Below are 3,405 nucleotides of genomic sequence, written 5' to 3'. Positions count from 1 at the left end.
GTGCGGCCGTCCTGGGCACGCTGCTGCACAGCGGCCTGCGCCGGAAGTCCGGCGGGCATGCGGAAACGTGGCGGATCGCCGACGCGTGGTGGGCGCGGGGGCCCGAGTTCGCGGTCCGGGCGGCGGCCACCATGACCCAAATCGTCCACTCCGACCACTACCCCGACGGCACCGCGCTGCTGGAACGGTGGACGGAGCGGTGCCGCGGCCTGTTCCCCGGGGAATATCCGCTGTTCCGCCGGCTGCGCGCCCTCCTCGCCGCCGCCGGCGATGCCGAGTACGAGGCGGCGACGGCGGCGCTGGCCGCGTTCCGGGCCGAACCGGCCGGCCAGGTGGTGGCCTCCTACCTGGTGCCCACGCGCGAAGACTGGGCCCGCGAGATGCTGGCGGCCACCCGGCCGCTCGGGGAGTTCGGCGTCGACTGGACGGCGGTCCTGCAGGCACTGTCCACCCGGGACCAGCTCGACGCGGTGCCGACCGTGGTGCTCCGCTGGCGGCTCCAGTCCGAAGAGGTCCGCTACACCCTGTTCGACGCGATGGGAGCCGCGTCGGCTCCCCTCTTCGCCCGCGCCCTCGACGCTGATCCGAGCGGCGGCGACTCCCGCAGGTTCTTGCTGTCCGTGCTGGCCGGCCTGCCCGGCGACGAAGCGTTCGAGCTGCTGGTGACGCGGCTGGGGCAGAAACACGTGCAGCCGGTCGTCGCCGCCGGGATGGCCGGCACGCCGGAGCGTGCGGTCCGGCTGCTGGCGCAGGCCGCCACCGCGCAGGCGGCGTACGCCGAAGAGGCGAACTTCCTGCTGCGCAGCCATGTCGCCGCCCATCCGGACATCGCGGCCGGCGTTCTGCCCGATCTTGGCGTCGCAGAGCGGGCGCTGGTCGAACGCGCGCTGGCGGGCGAAGAGCGGCTGCCGTCCGTGGCCGACGAGGCGCTCCCGCGGGTGCTCGCCGACCCACCGTGGGCTTCGAGCCGCACCCGGCGCGAACCCACCGTCCTCAGTGGACTTTCGGTTCCGGCCGAGCCGAAACTGGTGTGGGCCCCCGGCGAACAGGCCGAGTGGGCGGAGTGGCACACGCGGCTGCACCGCGGCCTGTACGGCGGCTGGCAGCGCGCGGCCGAGGAGTACGACGCCGGGAAGCTGTACGCGCCGGACGGGCCCACCCTGTTCGTCAAAGCCCCGGACGACTGGGTGCGCGAGCGGCTGGCCGCGTGGCGCCCGGCCGAGGCGTGGGACGGGGAGATCTGGGGCCGCGTCCTGGCGAGCCGTCACGGGCTGCTCGCCTACCGGCCGCTGCTGGCGATGGCGGCGGCGCACCCGGGCCACCGCGGCGAAGTGCTGCTGCCGTACGTGAGCCCGGAAATCGCGCTGCTGATGGCGGACTGGCTGGTCCGGCTGAAGAAGGCCCGGGAGGTCGCGCTGGCGTGGCTCGGCCGGCACCTCACCGACGCCACGAGGTTCCTGGTCCCGGTGGCGCTCGGCCCGGCCGGCGCGAACCGGCGCACCGCCGAAGCCGCACTGCGCGCCCTGGCGAAGAGCGGACACGAAGAGGCGGTGTCCGCGGCGGCCGCCCACCACGGCGCGGAGGCGGCCGAGGCCGTCGCCGAACTGCTCGTCACCGACCCCCTGGAAGTCCTGCCGGTGCGCCTGCCGGTCCCCGGCGCGTGGGCGGATCCGGCAGTGCTGCCCCAGATCCGCGTCCGCGGCGGCGAGCAGGCCCTGCCCGACCGCGTGATCCCGCACGTGCTCATGCTGTTCGCGCTGTCGACGCCCGACGAGGTCTACCCGGGGGTGGTGCACCTGCGCGACTTCGCGGACACGGCGTCGCTGGCGGAGTTCGCGTGGGGACTGTTCGGCCGCTGGCGGGCCGCGGACTACCCGGCCAAGGACAGCTGGGTGCTCACCGCACTGGGTCTCTTCGGCGACGACGACGTGGTGCGCAAGCTGAGCCCGCTGATCCGGGCGTGGCCGGGCGAAGGCGGCCACGCCCGCGCGGCCGCGGCCCTCGACGTCCTGGCCGGCATCGGCACGGACTTCGCGTTGCTGCACCTGAATTCCATCGCGCAGAAGGTGAAGTTCAAGGCACTGAAGCTCCGAGCCCAGGAGAAGATCGCGGCGGTCGCCGAGGGCCTCGGCCTGTCGGCCGAGCAGCTGGCCGATCGCCTGGTCCCGACACTCGGCCTCGACGAGGCAGCCACGGCAGTGATCGACTACGGCCCGCGCCGATTCGTGGTCGGCTTCGACGAACAGCTCAAACCGTACGTCACAGACCCGGACGGCAAGCCCCGCAAAGCATTGCCGAAGCCGGGTACGAAGGACGACGCCGAACTCGCAGCGGCGGAGTACAAGCGGTTCACGGCGTTGAAGAAGGACGTCCGCACGGTCGCGGCAGAGCAGATTTCCCGCCTGGAGTCGGCCATGGTCCAGGGCCGCCACTGGCCGGCGGCGGAGTTCACCGAGCTCCTGGCCGGCCACCCCCTGCTGGTCCACCTGGTCCGCCGCTTGGTCTGGCGCACGACGGCGGGCCAGACGTTCCGCTGCGCGGAGGACGGAACGTACGCCGACATCCACGACGAGCAGTACGCCCTCCCCGAGACGGCCGAGGTAGGCGTGGCCCACCCCCTGCAGTTCGCCGAGGAGCTGGCGACCTGGTCGGCCCTGTTCGCGGACTACGAGATCCTCCAGCCGTTCCCCCAACTCGGCCGCCCGGCGGCGCGCCTGGAGGAGGCGGAGAGGTCGGCCACCAGGTTGAAGAGGTTCGAGAACCACACGGTCCCCACGGGCAAGCTCCTGGGCCTGACAAAGAAGGGCTGGCATCGAGGCCCAGCCCTGGACAACGGCGTCGAGGCCTGGCTCCTCCGCCCCACCCCCGACGGCGGAGCAGTGGTCCTCAACCTCGACCCGGGCATTTTGGTCGGACTGCCGGCGGAGGAACCCGAGCAGAAGCTCACGGACATCTGGCTGGACGAGAAGGGAGAAGGAGCTTGGAGCCCCCAGGGAACGCGAGTATTCGGCGAACTCGACCCGGTAACGGCCTCAGAGCTCCTAGCCGAGCTGACCGACCTGACCCACTGACCGCCGCCCACAACCCGACCGACCTCTGAAGGGGGTTGCGGTGTAACGCCTCCACCCACGCCCGGCCGCCAGGCCCGCTCCGGTCGGCCGCCGGGGCCGGCTCCGTGCAGGCCGCTCCGGGCAGGCCGCCCCGGCCGGTCCGGGGGGGCCGGGCGAGACGGGCCGGTCCAGCCGGGCTTGCCCGGGCCGCCAGGCCCACCCGGTCCGGGCAGACCGCCAGACGACCGATCCAGGCAGGCCACCCCAGCCGGTCCGCGGGCCGGGCGAGACGGGCCGGTCCAGCCGGGCTTGCCCGGGCCGCCGGGCACGTCCGGTCCGGTCTGCTCGCTCGGAC

Annotated in this window: 1 protein-coding gene; it reads left to right on the top strand. The window is 73.6% G+C overall.

Features of this window, described 5'->3' with window-relative positions; translation table 11 throughout:
* Positions 1 to 3,071 (top strand): DUF4132 domain-containing protein (locus ACWEVN_RS47250; RefSeq protein WP_452055628.1); only part of this gene is annotated, 3,071 nt, incomplete at its 5' end.
* Positions 3,072 to 3,405 lie beyond the last annotated feature (334 nt).

The organism is Amycolatopsis sp. NPDC003861 (genome assembly GCF_053605405.1).
This window is presented reverse-complemented; position numbering and strand designations above follow the sequence as displayed.